Annotated in this window: 8 protein-coding genes and 3 rRNA genes; 5 read left to right on the plus strand and 6 right to left on the minus strand. The window is 65.5% G+C overall.

The window, feature by feature from the left end; genetic code table 11:
* Positions 1-75 precede the first annotated feature (75 nt).
* On the plus strand, positions 76-2,451 hold the full coding sequence (locus WBK31_RS38610; protein WP_406674003.1) for a YbhN family protein: 2,376 nt from the start codon (positions 76-78) through the stop codon (positions 2,449-2,451).
* A gap of 10 nt (positions 2,452-2,461) precedes the next feature.
* Here the strand turns inward: WBK31_RS38610 and mgrA are convergent, their stop codons facing one another.
* The gene (gene mgrA, locus WBK31_RS38615; RefSeq protein WP_406674004.1) at positions 2,462-3,454 is read right to left on the minus strand and encodes an L-glyceraldehyde 3-phosphate reductase; all 993 of its coding nucleotides are present in this window, start codon (positions 3,452-3,454) and stop codon (positions 2,462-2,464) included.
* Complete coding sequence (locus tag WBK31_RS38620; RefSeq protein ID WP_364063287.1) at positions 3,451-5,541, minus strand: S9 family peptidase; 2,091 nt, start codon at positions 5,539-5,541, stop codon at positions 3,451-3,453. The genes mgrA and WBK31_RS38620 overlap by 4 nt, the downstream gene beginning before the upstream one ends.
* Positions 5,542-6,071: 530 nt before the next feature.
* Here WBK31_RS38620 and WBK31_RS38625 point away from each other — a divergent pair.
* From WBK31_RS38625 to rrf, 3 genes are all read left to right on the plus strand, one after another.
* Positions 6,072-7,595: ribosomal RNA gene (locus tag WBK31_RS38625) — 16S ribosomal RNA — on the plus strand.
* A 315-nt stretch (positions 7,596-7,910) separates the two neighbouring features.
* Positions 7,911-11,017 (plus strand): 23S ribosomal RNA (locus WBK31_RS38630).
* 64 nt (positions 11,018-11,081) lie between these two features.
* A 5S ribosomal RNA gene (gene rrf / locus WBK31_RS38635) occupies positions 11,082-11,198 on the plus strand.
* The 16S, 23S and 5S rRNA genes sit together here, the layout of an rRNA operon.
* A 484-nt stretch (positions 11,199-11,682) precedes the next feature.
* On the opposite strand, the gene WBK31_RS38640 is transcribed toward rrf, so the two are convergent.
* The 3 genes from WBK31_RS38640 to WBK31_RS38650 all read right to left on the minus strand — a co-directional run bounded on the left by WBK31_RS38640 (position 11,683) and on the right by WBK31_RS38650 (position 13,596).
* Positions 11,683-12,138: an NUDIX domain-containing protein gene (locus tag WBK31_RS38640; RefSeq protein ID WP_378785510.1), complete on the minus strand. Its 456-nt coding sequence runs from the start codon at positions 12,136-12,138 to the stop codon at positions 11,683-11,685.
* Between the two features lie 72 nt (positions 12,139-12,210).
* On the minus strand, positions 12,211-12,747 hold the full coding sequence (cpt, locus tag WBK31_RS38645) for a chloramphenicol phosphotransferase CPT (protein WP_364068373.1): 537 nt from the start codon (positions 12,745-12,747) through the stop codon (positions 12,211-12,213).
* A gap of 84 nt (positions 12,748-12,831) precedes the next feature.
* Positions 12,832-13,596, minus strand: a complete 765-nt coding sequence (locus WBK31_RS38650) for a PhzF family phenazine biosynthesis protein (RefSeq protein ID WP_364068371.1) — start codon at positions 13,594-13,596, stop codon at positions 12,832-12,834.
* A 168-nt stretch (positions 13,597-13,764) separates the two neighbouring features.
* On the opposite strand from WBK31_RS38650, the gene WBK31_RS38655 reads away from it, so the two are divergent.
* On the plus strand, positions 13,765-14,148 hold the full coding sequence (locus WBK31_RS38655) for a cell division protein SepF (RefSeq protein WP_364068369.1): 384 nt from the start codon (positions 13,765-13,767) through the stop codon (positions 14,146-14,148).
* Between the two features lie 882 nt (positions 14,149-15,030).
* On the opposite strand, the gene WBK31_RS38660 is transcribed toward WBK31_RS38655, so the two are convergent.
* Positions 15,031-16,365: a hypothetical protein gene (locus WBK31_RS38660; protein ID WP_364068367.1), complete on the minus strand. Its 1,335-nt coding sequence runs from the start codon at positions 16,363-16,365 to the stop codon at positions 15,031-15,033.
* Positions 16,366-16,425 lie beyond the last annotated feature (60 nt).

The raw sequence follows: 16,425 nt of genomic DNA on the forward strand, positions 1-16,425 counted from the left end.
GGTGCAGAATCGCTGTCGGTGGCCGATATCAGGGAACGAGATGACACGGAGGACCTCACGGAGGGGGATCCTGCCGTGGCCGAGTCACGCGCGGAAACCGACGTCTACGTCGTAGAACCGCTGCTGCCTCAGCGCCTGCGCCGCCCCTCCGACCTGCTGCGCTTCTTCGCCACGCTCATCGTGCTCGGCGCGGTGATCCTGCTCGCCCTCGTCGCCAAGCAGACGCTCATCGGCCTGGAGGCCGATGTCAAGGAGGGCGCCGAGCTGGTGCCGCTGCTCAGCAGGATCGCCGCCTTCCTCGGTGGCGCGGCCGTGCTCATCGTGCCCGTGGCCTTCGCGGTCGAGCGCGTCTTCCACCGCGACGGCCTGCGCGTCGCGGAAGGGCTCATCGCCGCCATCGTCGGCATCGCCGGCTCGTTCCTGCTCGGCCAATGGCTCGTCAGCGGCACCATGGAAGATCTGCGCGTGCTGCTCACCGGCGACCGGACGATCGAGCCGCTCAACACGCTGCTCACCTCCGTCGTCGCCTACGCCACCGCCGTCCGCATCTCCCGCCGCCCCACCTGGCGGATGCTGATGTGGACCACCGTCGCGCTCTACATCCTGGCCTTCTTCTCCGGCCGCCAGATCACCATCCCGAGCGCCATCGTCACCGTCCTGGTCGGCATGGCCATCGGCTACGCCACCCTCTACGGCGTCGGCAGCCCCAACACCCGCCCGCCGGGCAGCGCCGTCGTGGCCGCCCTGCGCAAGCTGTCGTTCTCCCCGGTCTCCGCCCGCCGCGTCGAGGACGACTATCAGGGCAGCCGCCGCTACGCCGTCGGGCTCAAAGACGGCACCAGCCTCGACGTCACCGTCCTCGACCGCGACCGGCAGGTGGCCGGGCTGCCGTACCGGCTGTGGCGGCGCATCAGGCTCAACTCCGAGACCCGCCGCCGCGCCATCCGGTCGCTGCGCGCCGAGCTCGAACGCGAGGCCCTCATGGCGTACGCCGCCCAGGCCGCGGGCGCCAGCACCCCCCGTCTGCTCGGCACCAGTGAGATCGGCACCGAGGCGGCCCTGCTCGCCTACGAGCACATCGAGACCCGCCCGCTCGACGAGGTGCCCGACGAGGAGATCGACGACCAGCTGCTCCACCAGATCTGGGAGCAGGTCGCGCTGCTGCAGATCCAGCGTCTCGCCCACCGCAGGCTCACCGGCGACAGCATCCACATCGACACCGCCGGCCGCGTCGTGCTCACCGACGCCCGCAGCGGCGAGGTCGCCGCCGGAGACCTGCTGCTCAGGCTCGACATCGCCCAGCTGCTCACCTACCTCGCGCTGCGCGTCGGCCCCGAGCGCTCCGTGCGCGCCGCGGCCGACGTCATGGGCCCCGACGCGCTGGCCGCCGCCATGCCGCTGCTACAGCAGATCGCGCTCACCCGGGAGACGCGCGCCGCGCTGGCCAAGGCCAAACACGTGCTGCCCGGCATCCGCGACCAGATCGTCGCGCTCAAGCCGCAGAGCAAGGTCGAGGAGATCCGCCTCGAACGCTTCCGCCCCCGCACGCTCATCACGATCATCGCCAGCACGATCGCCGCCTACATCGTGCTCTCCCAGCTCAGCCAGGTCGACGTCTACCACGTCGTCACCACGGCCAACTGGGCCTGGTCGGGCCTTGCGCTGGTGGCCTCGTTCCTGAGCTTCGTGGCCGCCGCGCTCATGCTGCGCGGTTTCGTGCCCGAGCACCTGCCGCTGTGGCGCACGGTGCTCGTGCAGTTCGCGTCCTCGTTCGTCAAGCTCGTCGCGCCCGCCGCGGTGGGCGGTGTCGCGATCAACACCCGATACCTGCAAAAGCGCGGCATCCACCCGGCCAGCGCGGTGGCCAGCGTGGGGGCCTCGCAGCTCATCATGCTGGTCTTCCACATCGGGCTGCTCGCGCTGTTCGCCTACATCACCGGCTCGAGCACCGCCACCTCGTTCACGCCGTCACGCGGGCTCGTGCTCGCGCTGCTCGGCGTCGCGGTGCTCGTCGTGGTCGTGCTCGGCGTGCCGCCGCTGCGCCGCCTGATCACCGGGCGGCTGAGCAAGCTGTTCTCGAACGTGCTGCCGCGGCTGCTCGACGTGCTCCAGTCGCCGCGCAAGATGATCGAGGCCGCCACCGGCACGCTCATGATCACCCTGATGTTCGTGCTCTGCCTCGACGCGTGCATCGCCGCCTTCGGCCACGACATCAGCTTCACCGCCGTGGCCGTCGTCTACCTCACCGCCAACGCCATCGGCTCGGCCGCGCCCACACCGGGCGGTCTGGGCGCGGTCGAGCTGGCGCTGGTCGGCGGTCTCGTGCTGGCCGGGGTGCCGAAGGAGCTGGCCACCTCGGCGGTGCTGCTCTACCGGCTGCTCACGTTCTGGCTGCCGGTGCTGCCCGGCTGGGCCTCGTTCACCTACCTGCAGCGCCACGAGGCCCTCTGACCGCGCGTGCTCAGCTGCGGCGGCGGGACTCGGTGATCTTGTCGATGGCCGCCAGCTCGTCCTGCGTGAACGCGGGCCCGTCCACGCACGCCACGTTGTCCTCGAGCTGCTTGACGCTGCTCGCCCCGATCAGCACGCTCGTCACCCGCGAGTCGCGCAGCGTCCACGACAGCGCCATCTGCGCCAGCGTCTGACCCCGCGTCTTCGCGATCTCGTTGAGGTCGCGGGCCAGGTCGCGGTCGATCTGGTCCTCGCTCAGGAACCGGCTGGTCGCCGCCCGCGAGTCGGCCGGCACGCCGTCGAGGTAGCGGTCGGTCAGCAGGCCCTGCGCCAGCGGCGAGTAGACGATGCAGCCCATGCCCGCCTCCTCCAGCGTGTCCAGCAGCTCGTCCTCGATCCACCGGTTGATCATCGAGTACGACGGCTGGTGGATGAGCAGCGGCGTGCCCAGCTCGCGCATGATCCGCGCGGCCTGCGCCGTCTGCTCCGCCGAGTAGTTGGAGATGCCCGCGTACAGCGCCTTGCCCGAGCGCACCGCGTGGTCGAGCGCGCCCATGGTCTCCTCGAGCGGCGTCTCCGGGTCGGGACGGTGGCTGTAGAAGATGTCCACGTACTCCAGGCCCATGCGCTTGAGCGACTGGTCCAGGCTGGCCAGCACGTACTTGCGCGAGCCCCACTCGCCGTACGGGCCCGGCCACATGTCGAAGCCCGCCTTGGTCGAGATGACCAGCTCATCCCGGTACGGCAGGAAGTCCTCGCGCAGGATCCGCCCGAAGTTGCTCTCCGCCGACCCGTACGGAACCCCGTAGTTGTTGGCCAGGTCGAAGTGCGTCACCCCGAGGTCGAACGCCCGCCGCAGGATCGCCCGCGAGTTCTCGATCGGCCGGTTGTCGCCGAAGTTGTGCCACAGACCCAGCGACACCGCCGGCAGCTTGAGCCCGCTGCGCCCGCTGCGGTTGTACGGCTGCCGCTCGTAGCGCCGCTCGTCGGCCTGATACGTCATGACGTGCCTTTCTCGATGATCCAGGACAGCGCGAACGCCTCTTCACGCCAGGCGTCGTACCGTCCGCTGCGCCCGCCGTGCCCCGCGCCCATCTCCGTCTTCAGCAGGAACGGCCCGCCGCGCGCCGTGGCGCGCAGCTTCGCGATCCACTTCGCCGGCTCGTGGTAGAGCACGCGGGTGTCGTTCAGGCTGGTGATCGCCAGAATCGGCGGGTACGGCCTGCCGTCCACGTTCTCGTACGGCGAGTAGCTCTTCATGTACGCGTAGACCTCGGGGTCGTGCAGCGGGTCGCCCCATTCGTCCCATTCGATCACGGTCAGCGGAAGCGACGGATCGAGGATGGTGTTGAGCGCGTCCACGAACGGCACCTCGGCCACGACACCCGCGAACTCCTCGGGGGCCAGGTTCGTCGCCGCGCCCATCAGCAGCCCGCCCGCCGAGCCGCCGCGCGCCACGACCTTGCTGCTCAGGCCCGCCGCCTTCATGTGCCTGGCCGCCGCCACGAAGTCGGTGAACGTGTTGCGCTTGCGGGTGAGCTTGCCCTGCTCGTACCAGCTCCTGCCCATCTCGCCGCCGCCCCGCACGTGGGCGATCGCGAAGATGAACCCCCGGTCGAGCAGCGACAGCCGGGGCACGGAGAAGCTCGGGTCGATCGAGGTCTCGTAGCTGCCGTAGCCGTACAGGACGGTGGGGGCGGGCGTGGCCGCGTCCTTGCGCTTGACGAGCGAGATGGGGATCTTCGTGCCGTCCTCGGCCGTGGCCCACTCGCGGGCCTGCTCGTAGTCGGCCGGGTCGTAGCCGCCGAGCACCGGGCGCTGCTTGAGCAGGATCAGCTCGTGGGAGTCGAGATCGTAGTCGTAGACGCTGGGCGGGGTGATCATGCTCGTGTACGCCAGGCGCAGCCGCCGCGTGGTGAACTGCGGGTTGCCCGCCGGGCCGACGTCGTACAGCGGCTCGGGGAAGTCGATCTCGTAGGCGTTGCGCTCGGCCGCCTCCACCCGCTCGCGCCAGCTCGCGCCGTCGGCCGGGTAGGGCAGGATCCGCAGCCCGGTCAGGCCGTCGCGGCGGAAGTGCACCACCGCGTGGTCGGAGAACGCGTCGATCTCCAGCAGCCTGGTGTCGGACCGGTGGGGGATGATCGGGGTCCACGTGCCAGGGTCGTCGAGGGGCGCCGTGGCCAGCTCGAAGTTCTCGGCGTTCTCGTTGTGCAGGATGTAGAAGAAGTCGCCGGCGTGCTCGACGCCGTACTCCACGCCGGTCTGCCGGGGCCTGACGATCGTGAACTCGCCGCCGGGGTCGCTCGCGTCGAGGATCCGCACCTCGCTGGTGATCTTGCTGCCCGCGCCGAGCACGAGGTACTTCTCGCTGCGGGTCAGCCCGATGCCCACCCAGAAGCGCTCGTCGTTCTCCTCGTAGACGAGCACGTCGTCCTGAGTGCCCAGGGTGTGGCGGTAGACCTGGTACGGACGCCAGGCGTCGTCGACGCGGGTGTAGAAGAACGCCGAGGCGTCGGCCGCCCATGCGCCGCCGTAGAAGATGTCGGTGATCTCATCGGGCAGGATCTCGCCCGTCTCAAGGTTCTTGAACCTGAGCGTGAAACGCTCGTCGCCCTTGTAGTCGGTCGAGAAGGCCAGCATCTTGCCGTCGGGGGATACCGAGCTGGTGCCGATCGAGAAGAACTCGCTGTCGCCGGCGAGCTCGTTGCCGTCGAGGATCACCTGCTCCTGGTCGAGCCGCTCGCCGGGGGTGATCTCCGGTGGCGTCTCGCTGTCGGCGGGGACCCGGCACGAGATCGCGTACTGCTTGCCCTCCTCCGTACGCGTGAAGTACCACCACGCGCCCTTGCGGCTGGGCACCGACAGGTCGGTCTCCTGGGTGCGGCTCTTGATCTCCTGGAACACCTGCTCCTGGAGGTCCGACAGGTGAGCGGTCTCCTGCTTGAGGAATTCGTTCTCCGCCTCCAGATAGGCGGTGGTGTCGGGATCGTCCTTGTTGCTCAGCCAGGCGTACTCGTCGATGACGGTGTCGCCGTGATGGGTGCGCTCCGTAGGGATCTTCTTCGCCACTGGCGGCGTGTTGCTGCTCACGTGGGGAGTCTATGTTCGGTTGTGATCGTTCTGTTGCCGGAGAAGCCGGAGAACGGGCTCGAGCGGTGGAAGGGCGCTGCTAATCTTTAAGAGCCGACGCGGTCCGGCACAACCCACTTCCTTCACTTCGGTGACATAGGTGTGGTGTGTCCGGGATCGTCGGTAATCCCCTGCGACGCGCTGGTTCGGAGATCGATTCGCGGATCGGTCGAAGGGCTGGTAAGTTAGAGGGGTTGTCTCCGAAAGGGGACGCGGCTTAATTCTTGGCAAGTCGTTCGAGTCGGGTCAATTTGACAGGGCTCGGGGCGGCTGAAAAGATTAAGACACAACAAAACGAACGGAGTGAACGCCTCCGCCGCCGGGATCGCGGATGTGGTTTCGGTCGGGGATGTACGCGTCCGTTTCTTGAGAACTCAACAGTGTGTTAAAAGCCAGTGCATGATGCATTACCCCGTCATGTTTCCATGACGTGGATTCCTTTTAGTTGGCATCAATGTTGTTGATGCCGGCTGGGATTGTTTTCCAGACATTGTTTGGAGAGTTTGATCCTGGCTCAGGACGAACGCTGGCGGCGTGCTTAACACATGCAAGTCGAGCGGAAAGGCCCCTTCGGGGGTACTCGAGCGGCGAACGGGTGAGTAACACGTGAGCAACCTGCCCCTGACTCTGGGATAAGCCTGGGAAACTGGGTCTAATACCGGATACGACCTCCGGCCGCATGGTCTGGTGGTGGAAAGTTTTTTCGGTTGGGGATGGGCTCGCGGCCTATCAGCTTGTTGGTGGGGTAGTGGCCTACCAAGGCGACGACGGGTAGCCGGCCTGAGAGGGCGACCGGCCACACTGGGACTGAGACACGGCCCAGACTCCTACGGGAGGCAGCAGTGGGGAATATTGCGCAATGGGCGGAAGCCTGACGCAGCGACGCCGCGTGGGGGATGACGGCCTTCGGGTTGTAAACCTCTTTCAGCAGGGACGAAGTTGACGTGTACCTGCAGAAGAAGCGCCGGCTGAACTACGTGCCAGCAGCCGCGGTAATACGTAGGGCGCAAGCGTTGTCCGGAATTATTGGGCGTAAAGAGCTCGTAGGTGGCTGGTCGCGTCTGCCGTGAAAGCCCGCAGCTTAACTGCGGGTCTGCGGTGGATACGGGCCGGCTAGAGGTAGGTAGGGGCAAGTGGAATTCCTGGTGTAGCGGTGAAATGCGCAGATATCAGGAGGAACACCGGTGGCGAAGGCGGCTTGCTGGGCCTTACCTGACGCTGAGGAGCGAAAGCGTGGGGAGCGAACAGGATTAGATACCCTGGTAGTCCACGCTGTAAACGTTGGGCGCTAGGTGTGGGGGTCTTCCACGATCTCCGTGCCGGAGCTAACGCATTAAGCGCCCCGCCTGGGGAGTACGGCCGCAAGGCTAAAACTCAAAGGAATTGACGGGGGCCCGCACAAGCGGCGGAGCATGTTGCTTAATTCGACGCAACGCGAAGAACCTTACCAAGGTTTGACATCACCCGGACCGGTCTAGAGATAGATCTTCCCTTTTGGGCTGGGTGACAGGTGGTGCATGGCTGTCGTCAGCTCGTGTCGTGAGATGTTGGGTTAAGTCCCGCAACGAGCGCAACCCTTGCTCCATGTTGCCAGCAACCTCTTCGGAGGGTTGGGGACTCATGGGGGACTGCCGGGGTCAACTCGGAGGAAGGTGGGGATGACGTCAAGTCATCATGCCCCTTATGTCTTGGGCTGCAAACATGCTACAATGGCCGGTACAGAGGGCTGCGATACCGTGAGGTGGAGCGAATCCCTAAAAGCCGGTCTCAGTTCGGATTGGGGTCTGCAACTCGACCCCATGAAGTCGGAGTCGCTAGTAATCGCAGATCAGCAATGCTGCGGTGAATACGTTCCCGGGCCTTGTACACACCGCCCGTCACGTCACGAAAGTCGGCAACACCCGAAGCCCGTGGCCCAACCCTTGTGGGGGGAGCGGTCGAAGGTGGGGCTGGCGATTGGGACGAAGTCGTAACAAGGTAGCCGTACCGGAAGGTGCGGCTGGATCACCTCCTTTCTAAGGAGCATCTTCACTCTTCACCGGCGAGTGTCTGGTGGGGTGGTGACAGCTCACGAGTGGAGCACTGGTTATTCAGGTTTGCCGGGTTGCCGGCGTGCTAGTACCGCCCAGCGGTCTCTCTTGTGGGGATGGTTGGGAGTGGGAACGGGCGTGCGGGGGCTTGGTGAGCTTGGGCACACTGTTGGGTCCTGAGGAAACGGGCGACCGGTTCCTTGGAGACAGGGCCAGCGAACACTGCACGGGTTTGTGTGGTGGGGTCTGGAGTCGCTGTTTGTTGTTTGAGATTTGCATAGTGGACGCGAGCATCTTTGTGGCCAAGTTTTTTAGGGCACACGGTGGATGCCTTGGCATCAGGAGCCGATGAAGGACGTGGGAGGCTGCGATAAGCCTCGGGGAGTCGCCAACCAGACGTTGATCCGGGGATGTCCGAATGGGGAAACCTAGCACCAGTCATGTGGTGTTGCCTCCGCCTGAATGTATAGGGCGGTTGGTGGTAACGCGGGGAAGTGAAACATCTCAGTACCCGTAGGAAGAGAAAACAATAGTGATTCCGTGAGTAGTGGTGAGCGAAAGCGGATGAGGCTAAACCGGGCGTGTGTGATAGCCGGCAGGCGTTGCATGTTCGGGGTTGTGGGACCTTCCGGTGGCTTCTGCCGGAGCCACGAGCAGTGATAAATCCGTCTGATAGTCGAAGCCTCTGGGAAGGGGCGCCGTAGACCGTGAGAGCCGGGTAGGCGAAATTGGATGGACTGTTGGAGGGGATCCCAAGTAGCACGGGGCTCGAGGAATCCTGTGTGAATCTGCCAGGACCACCTGGTAAGCCTAAATACTCCCTGGTGACCGATAGTGCACGAGTACCGTGAGGGAAAGGTGAAAAGTGCCCCGGTGAGGGGTTGTGAAAGAGTACCTGAAACCGTGTGCCTACAAGCCGTAGGAGCTTAGCTGGGCTTGCTCAGCTGTGATGTGACTGCGTGCCTTTTGAAGAATGAGCCTGCGAGTTATGGTGTGTGGCGAGGTTAACCCGTGTGGGGGAGCCGTAGCGAAAGCGAGTCTGAAGAGGGCGTTTGAGTCGCATGCTGTAGACCCGAAGCGGGGTGATCTACGCATGGGCAGGTTGAAGCTCAGGTAAGACTGGGTGGAGGACCGAACCCACCAGGGTTGAAAACCTGGGGGATGATCTGTGTGTAGGGGTGAAAGGCCAATCAAACTCCGTGATAGCTGGTTCTCCCCGAAATGCATTTAGGTGCAGCGTTGCGTGTTTCTTGCCGGAGGTAGAGCACTGGATGGCCGATGGGCCCGACAAGGTTACTGACGTCAGCCAAACTCCGAATGCCGGTAAGTGAGAGCGTGGCAGTGAGACTGCGGGCGATAAGGTTCGTAGTCGAGAGGGAAACAGCCCAGATCACCGACTAAGGCCCCTAAGCGTGTGCTAAGTGGGAAAGGATGTGGAGTCGCAGAGACAACCAGGAGGTTGGCTTAGAAGCAGCCATCCTTGAAAGAGTGCGTAATAGCTCACTGGTCAAGTGATTCTGCGCCGACAATGTAGCGGGGCTCAAGCACACCGCCGAAGTCGTGGCACTGACAGGACACTGAGCCTGTTGGTGGGTAGGGGAGCGTCGTGCAGCCGGTGAAGCAGCAGAGTGATCTAGTTGTGGAGGCTGTGCGAGTGAGAATGCAGGCATGAGTAGCGAATCGAGGGTGAGAAACCCTCGCGCCGGATGACCAAGGGTTCCTGGGCCAGGTTAATCCGCCCAGGGTAAGTCGGGACCTAAGGCGAGGCCGACAGGCGTAGTCGATGGACAACGGGTTGATATTCCCGTACCCGCTTCAACGCGCCCATACTGAACCCCTTGATACTAAGAGTCCTTAAGTCAGCTGCCTCTTCGGAGGTGGTGTTAGACCGAACGCTCGGCCTGATTGGGTAGTAGGTAAACGATGGGGTGACGCAGGAAGGTAGTCCAGCCCAGGCGATGGTTGTCCTGGGGTAAGCATGTAGGGAGCGCGGTAGGCAAATCCGCCGCGTGTGATCCTGAGATGTGATGCCGAGCCGATTGTGGTGAAGTGGATGATCCTATGCTGCCGAGAAAAGCCTCTAGTGAGTGTTGTGGCGGCCCGTACCCTAAACCGACTCAGGTGGTCAGGTAGAGAATACTAAGGCGATCGGGTGAACTGTGGTTAAGGAACTCGGCAAATTGCCCCCGTAACTTCGGGAGAAGGGGGACCTCTGCTGGTGATGGCACTTGCTGCTGGAGCTGGTGGGGGTCGCAGTGGCCAGGGGGAAGCGACTGTTTACTAAAAACACAGGTCCGTGCGAAGTCGTAAGACGATGTATACGGACTGACGCCTGCCCGGTGCCGGAACGTTAAGGGGACCGCTTAGCTGACGTAAGTTGGCGAAGGTGAGAACTTAAGCGCCGGTAAACGGCGGTGGTAACTATAACCATCCTAAGGTAGCGAAATTCCTTGTCGGGTAAGTTCCGACCTGCACGAATGGCGTAACGACTTCCCCGCTGTCTCAACCGCAGACCCGGCGAAATTGCACTACGAGTAAAGATGCTCGTTACGCGCAGCAGGACGGAAAGACCCCGGGACCTTCACTACAGCTTGACATTGGCGTTTGGAGCGTCTTGTGTAGGATAGGTGGGAGACTGGGAAGCTCGGACGCTAGTTCGGGTGGAGTCGTTGGTGAAATACCACTCTGGTCGTTTTGAACGTCTAACTCTGGTCCGTGATCCGGATCGGGGACAGTGTCTGGTGGGTAGTTTAACTGGGGCGGTTGCCTCCTAAAGGGTAACGGAGGCGCCCAAAGGTTCCCTCAGCCTGGTTGGCAATCAGGTGTTGAGTGTAAGTGCACAAGGGAGCTTGACTGTGAGACTGACGGGTCGAGCAGGAGCGAAAGCTGGGACTAGTGATCCGGCATCGGCGTGTGGAAGCGGTGTCGCTCAACGGCTAAAAGGTACCCCGGGGATAACAGGCTGATCTTCCCCAAGAGTCCATATCGACGGGATGGTTTGGCACCTCGATGTCGGCTCGTCGCATCCTGGGGCTGGAGTAGGTCCCAAGGGTTGGGCTGTTCGCCCATTAAAGCGGTACGCGAGCTGGGTTTAGAACGTCGCGAGACAGTTCGGTCCCTATCCGCTGCGCGCGTAGGAGACTTGAAAGGGGCTGTCCCTAGTACGAGAGGACCGGGACGGACGAACCTCTGGTGTGCCAGTTGTACCGCCAGGTGCACGGCTGGTTGGCTACGTTCGGAAGGGATAACCGCTGAAGGCATCTAAGCGGGAAGCTCGCCTTGAGATGAGGTCTCCCACCCACGTTGTGGGGTAAGGCTCCCGGGTGATGACCGGGTTGATAGGCCGGAGGTGGAAGCGCGGTAACGTGTGGAGCTGACCGGTACTAATAGGCCGAGGACTTGACCACAAAGCTTTTGCTCGCGTTCACTAGGCAATTCTGAGACAGCAAATGGTGTGCTGTTTCGTGGGGTTACGGCGGTTATGGCGGGAAGGAAACACCCGGTTACATTCCGAACCCGGAAGTTAAGCTTCTCAGCGCCGATGGTACTGCACTCGGGAGGGTGTGGGAGAGTAGGTCACCGCCGGACAATCTTTGATGAGAGGGGTCTTGGTATCTGGTTTCGGATACCAAGGCCCCTCTTTTTTGTGTGTGTTGGGGGTGGGGTTCTGGCATCTGTTGTGGTGTCGGAGCCCCTCTTTTGCATGCCCGGATATTTTCCAGAGGCTCTGGAGCTCGTGAGGCCATGTCGTCGCCGGCCTAGAGCTCGCCAACAGCGCCTCCTGCCCCGCTCTGAGGAGGTTGCGAGCGATCCGTCAAGCCGCCTCAGCGCGCATCTCTGTAGCCGCTCCTGCGCAGGCCGCACGACTCTGAGAATCATGGGCAGGCCGCACGACTTTGAGAATCATGGTCGGTAGACACCGAGAATCAGTCGTCAGCGGCTCTGCGTGAGCCGCACGGAGACGGCCCCCTTGCGTCGAAGGCGACGCGCCGATGAGGGCCGGTTCTACACCACTTGAGGGGACGTAACCGCGGATTCTCCGCCCAGATCCTGGTACCGGCGTGAGGCCGAGTCAATTTCCGGGGCGGGTGGGCCAGCCGTGGGTGCCTATGCCTTGATTGCGGTGGTAGTGGCGGAGGCCGGCGATCGTGTACGGGACCGTGTTCTCCGGGAGGCGGTGGGCGGGGAACCATTCGACGGCGGCGCACTTATGCGGCTCGGCGTTGACGATGGTGCCGGTCCACTGCGTGGTGGCGAAGAAGAAGCCGATGCGGGGCTGTCCCTCGGGGTTGAGGTGGTGCAGAACGGTCGCCGGTCGCAGCGCGGCGGGGTCGACGTGGACGCCGACCTCTTCGTGGGTCTCCCGTACCGCGCAGTCGATGACGGTCTCGCCCTCCTCGAGATGCCCTGAGGGGAGGCAGAACCAGCCGTCCCGGTAGCCGGTTCCCTGGCGCAGGCAGAGGAGGACGTCGTCGCCTCGTTCGAGGATCACGTGGACGTCGACGGTTACCTGCTGGCGTTGCGGCATCAGGCGTCTCCTCCCCAGGGGCCGTGCGGTGCTCAGGGCATTGTCGGCTGCATACGGCCTGCCGGGGCGTCGTCAGGTGGTGACGTGGGCGGCGATGATTTTGGCGCACTCAAGGGACTCGGCGCGCGTGGTGTCCACCTCCAGGTCGTACATGACGCCCTTGTGGACGAGCTCTGCCTGCTGCGCGGCCATGCCGCGAGTGCGGTCGCCGCGGGCGAGCTCCCGGCCGGCCGCCACCTCTTTGTCGCACTTGATGCCCACCCACAGCACGTCGAGCCCGGCGAGGGCCTTCTGCCAGCGTTCCTGGGAGGCGGCACCGCCGAGGAAGACGTCGTCGATGATGATGTGGGCGCCGGCCCGGGCCATCGCGGCCACGCCCTCCGACCAGGCGCGGTCAAGGGCGGCGAACTCGGCCCCGACGTTCACCGTGCCGTCGGGACTGATGTCGAGCCCCTCCTCCGACGCCTGCAGCGCCGCAGGCAGCGCGTCCACCATGGTGTCCACCCCGAGGGCGAGCCACGGGGTGGGGAGGATGGCCTGGAGGCACCGTACGATGCCGGTCTTACCGGAGCTGGAACCGCCGTTGAGCACGATAACGTCTGTTGCCACCCGGCTACCCTAAAAGGCCGCCGGGGCGGTCCGAAACCGGTTTTCGGCAGCTCAGCACCACCGCACCCGGCCGACGCTGCTTGTTCAGACGTGGAGGGTGCCGGACATCACCGTGACCGCCTGCCCCGCCAAGTGGACGCGGTCACCGGCGTGCGTGACGTGGATGATGCCGCCGCGCTTGGACAGCTGCGCCCCCACCAAAGACGTACGCCCGAGGCGCGCCGCCCAGTACGGCGCGAGCGCGCAATGAGCGGAGCCCGTCACCGGGTCTTCGGGGACGCCGACGTTCGGCGCGAAGAAACGGGAGACGAAGTCCGTGTCGGTGCCGAGGGCGGTGACGATGACGGCTCTCGCGTCCACCTCGGCCAGCGCCGCGATATCGGGCGTCAGGTCGCGTACGGTTTCCGCCGAGTCCAGCTCCACCAGCAGGTCGAGTCGGCTTTTTCCGACCCGGACCGGGGTGACGCCGAGCGCTTTCTCCAGGCCGGGTGGAACGGCGACAGGGGTCACGTCCTTGGCCGGGAAATCCATTGTGATCATGTCGTCGGGACGGCGATTCACGGTAAGGGTGCCGCTGGCGGTGCTGAATTCGAGCGGGCCCGTCGCGGCTCCGGTCGAATAGAGGACGTGCGCGGTGGCCAGCGTGGCGTGACCACACAGCGTCACCTCGACGGCCGGGGTGAACCAGCGCAGGGAATCTCCAAGCAGGAAAGCGGTCTCAGAGAGGTTCATCTCGGCCGCTACGCTCTGCATCCATCGATCAGTAACCGGAGAGTCCAGCAGGCAGACGGCGGCGGGATTACCCTTGAAAGCCGTGCCGGTGAAGGCGTCGACGGTGAACAGGCGCATGGGCCCGATGGTATACGGGGGGCGGATATCCAGCTGCAAGCGGGCTGCAAGCTGTACAAAATGGAATTAGGGCTGGGCGTGTCGCGTGGCGAATGCGGAATCGTCGGTTACCGTCCAATGTGTAGGGACGTGCCGATTACGGTGAGTTCCTGAGGAAAGGACAAGCCGATGGGGGCAGTGCACAAGGTGGTGAGCTACCTTGGATTGAGCGGGGTCGAGCACTACGACGAGGGCTACGAGTACGACGACCAGTACGAGGACGAGTACGTCCCGGCGACCGAGCGGGCAGCCCGCAGGTGGCGTGCGAATGTCGACTCGTCGCGCATCGTCATGGTGCAGCCGCTCAAGTACAACGACGCACCGGTGATCGGCCAGCATTTCCGTGACGGTCAGACGGTGATCATGGACGTCACGGCCATGTCGATGTCTGAGGCGACGCGGATGGTGGACTTCGCGGCCGGGCTGGTGTTCGGGTGCGAGGGGCGGATCGAGCGCATTGCGGAGCGGGTGTTCCTGCTCGCGCCGGCGCACGTGGAGATCGAGGTCACCTGACCGGGCCACACCGGTTCCTGCCGGTGGTTCCGCGCGCCGGGCCCGGCCGAGGTGGCCGGGTTTCTTTCCGGTGCCGTCATGAGGTCGTCTCGGTGTCGTGCGGATGCCGCGCGTGCGGGCTCGGGCCGTCGCCCTGGGGCGATGCCTTCTTCCTGGGTCGATGTCGTGCAGGGCCAGGCCGTCTTCCGGATCGATGCCGTGCGGGTCTCGGTAGTTCTCCGGGTTGATGTCGTTGCGGGTTTGGGCCGTCTCCCTCCCGGTCCCAGGCCGCCTGCCTTTCTCCTGTTTCTGCCGAGGGGCTCCTGGGCGCCTCGGTCATCACCCTTCGTGAGCGCTCGAGTGCGGAGCCAGGAGAACGGCGTCACCGGCCTGCCGCGGAGCCTCGCAGCGAGCGGTAATCGGTGTGCGCCTGACGTGGGCGGCCCCCGTGATCTGCGCCTGACGCGGGTGTGAGTCGGTGTGCGCCTCACGCGGGTAGTTCTCGTGATCTGCGCCTGACGCGGGTGCGAGTCGGTGTGCGCCTCACGCGGGTAGTTCTCGCGATCTGCGCCTGACGCGGGCGTGACTCGGTGTGCGCCCCATGCCGTTCGCCCTCGCGATATGTGCGCGACGCAGGCATGACTTGGTCTGTGCCCCACGCGGGCGGTCCTCGCGATCTGCAGCCGTCCAAGCGCCCGTGGGCGGCGTCTTGCGGCACCGCGACGAAGGTGGTGGCCGGCCGTGGGGCTCTCCCGCTGCGGCGCGGTGACAGTGGCGGGGCTCGGCGGCTCTCCTGCTGCGTCAGGCCGGTGGTCCGCTCCCGCCGTCACCCGCGCTGCGTCAGTGACGGTGACGCTCACGTGGCGGGTTGCACCAGGTGGTGGATGCCGGGCGTCAGGGCGGTCAGTGGGCGGCGCGGGGGCCGCGGCGGATGAGGCGGGTGAGCTCGGTGGCGTCTTCGGCGGCCTGCTTGGCGCGGGCCTCGGCCTCACGGGCGTACGCGTGCAGCGCCCACACCGCCCCTTCGGCCAGCTCACGAAGCTCGCTGACCTGCTTGTCGACGTAACGAGCATCCGCCTCGATCTTCTTGCGGCGCTGCCAGAGCCGCCAGCCGGCCAGACCGATCATGGCGACGGCCGCGGCGGCGAGCAGCAATTCGGCCACGACGGCGCCGACCAGGCAGGCCACGCCGAGGACGATGAGGACGATCGCGGCCCACGGCCGCCCGGGCGGCGTCATGCCCTCCGTACGGATGGACTCCTCGGCCGCGGCCAGCGACGTCTGGTCGGGGCCCTCGGGACGCAGCCGGATGCGGTGGCCGAGCAGCGGCACGGTGAGCGTCTCGGGAGGCTCGAGGCGGCTGTCGGCCTCAAGCTCCTCGGCCGCGCCGCGCAGGATCGGGGCGGCCACGTGCAGCGCGATCGCCGCGAGGTGCGGGTCTGCGCCGGGACGCAGGTCGTCGAGCAGGTACGTGTGGAGCGAGGCCATCGGCCCCGCGGGCCCGCCCTGGCCGATGAGCGAGCGCAGCACGGCGAGCGGTTCGTCCTCTGCCCAGTTGGTGACGGGTTCGCCCGCGCTGTTGTCGAGCGGGGCGCCGGCGGTCTGGTCGCCCTGCCGGGCCGAGGTGATCTCGGCGCAGCGGGCGCGCAGCCTGGCCAGGCGGGCGGCGGCCATGGCGGGCTTGGCCAGCTCGGGGATCTCCGCCATCTCGGGGAAGTCGGCCAGCGACGGCGGCACGACGACGGAGGGCTCACCGGGCACCAGCGCCTGGATCCACTGCTCAGCGTCGGCGTGGTCCTGGACGGCGAGCGCGTCGAGCTTGCGCAGCACGAAGATCTTGCCGGCGGGGCCGTACGCGCCTCTGGCGGCGGCCAGCCAGAGCGAGCGCTGGCCGTGGGTGACGGGCCGGTCGACCGACAGCTCGCCGAAGGCGGTGCCGAGCCACGAGGCGTGGATGCGGCTGCCCTGACCGGAGACGGCCAGGGCGAGGCAGAGGAAGAGCGCGGTCTGCTGCTGGTCGCGCCCGGCGGCCCGGCTCAGCGGCTCCATCGGGTCTTCGCCGGCGAGCAGCGCGACCAGCGCCTCGACGGCGGGCGGCAGCCAGTAGCCGGGTATGTCGCTGAAGCTCGGTGCGGCCGGTGGCGCGGTGCCCTTGGCGGCGAGGTGCGCGATCAGCGCCTCGGCATAGCGATGCAGCTCGGTCGCTGCTGGGGGGCTCGCAGTCAGGTCCGTGCTCAAGGCAGAGAACTCCCCGTTTCGGCCGCGGTTCATGACCGCGTAAAGCCTAGCCGTTGGGGC

The sequence above is a fragment of the Nonomuraea sp. N2-4H genome (assembly GCF_045291505.1).
GTDB classification, from domain to species: Bacteria; Actinomycetota; Actinomycetes; order Streptosporangiales; family Streptosporangiaceae; genus Nonomuraea; species Nonomuraea fastidiosa.